Source organism: Paenibacillus sp. NPDC056722, assembly GCF_042790635.1.
Lineage (GTDB): Bacteria > Bacillota > Bacilli > Paenibacillales > Paenibacillaceae > Paenibacillus_AQ > Paenibacillus_AQ agri.
In genome coordinates, this window is sequence record NZ_JBHTYV010000037.1 from 1 (window position 1) to 1,290 (window position 1,290).

The 1,290-nt window shown below is 36.4% G+C and carries 1 protein-coding gene; it reads left to right on the forward strand.

The genetic code is table 11. The features are described from left to right. Nucleotides 1-233: 233 nt before the first annotated feature. A complete protein-coding gene (locus ACFRAM_RS28700) occupies nucleotides 234-494 on the forward strand; it encodes a hypothetical protein (RefSeq protein WP_379470438.1) in 261 nt (86 codons plus the stop codon). Nucleotides 495-1,290 lie beyond the last annotated feature (796 nt).

Below are 1,290 nucleotides of genomic sequence, written 5' to 3' on the forward strand. Positions count from 1 at the left end.
AGCGCCGATGGTACTTGGACCGAAGGGTCCTGGGAGAGTAGGACGCCGCCAAGCACATGAGCCCTTGTTGATTTAATCAACAAGGGCTTTTTTGTGTTTTATAATAAATCTTTTAGAGCTTCAATGGCGTTTTGGGACGGTTCAATCAAATTATTATAGTGTTTGTAAGCAAAATGTACAATTTGTAGAAGTAAGGTGAAAGAAGGATAAATGAGAACAAGAAGGTAGTAGACTTGACCAGTCTGCCGAAAGATTCAAGTGTCTGTCAACCGAAGACAGAAGATGGGAAAAATATTATCCTGCCACACAAAGAGCTTGTTCTGTCCAATCATTTGGCAGCTACTCTGAAACTGGACAAGGGTGATACGCTTCTTGTAGAGGTTGTTGATATGAGAGATGGCATTACCCTGAATATACAAGTAGTTGATATTGTAGCACATTATATTGGAATTGTTGCTTATATGGATTATGATGTGATGCAGGAATCTTCTTAAGGCTCAGAATATGAGGGCAATTAGACTTTTGAGGCAGAAAGTAATGGGTTTTCAGAGATTGGCAAGCAATTTTAAATTAATAATAGAACAACGATGATTCTTGATACGAGTAGACTTCAGCAACAGTTCGAACAGTTTGTGCAATATGCCGAGTGATTAGAGGGCAGAAGCAGAATAGCAAGGTATACAATTTCCTTTAATTATTGAACCTAAGGCCATGTTTGTGGGTGTGCTAGGTACTCTAGCGTTCTTATTAATAGAACAACGGCAAATAAATAAAAAGATCGATAATCTCTCCATCCTTGAAGCACTGCAAGATCAGGAGTAAAAAAAGCTTCAATCCTTAAACTATCTAATTTCAAACATGCTGAAAATATGAAGTAGAACCAGCAGCTTAGATTAATGCAGTTTTTGTATACTTTGATGTTCTCAACTAAAGGGAAGATTGTGTTATACCGGTATGTTAGTAGAACATTAAAGACTCTATAAATAAAACAGGCTATTTTTCTAAAATAATAAATAATAAAGCTTGCATTATGGTAAGGTAACATGGTATATTAAATGTCCGGTCGAGAGCAGAAAGAATTGTTTGTCGATTGGAATAAGATGAATAGCCGGCTTCGTAAAACTTTTCAAAAAAAGTGTTGCATTATGTCGGAATTCATGGTATATTATAAGAGTTGCTGCTGAGACATTAAGCAGACAACGAGAACAGCTTGATCTTTGAAAACTGAACAACGAGTGAGTATCGAATTCACGAAAGTGAGTTCAAAAATGAGAATTTTTAATTCTCGTC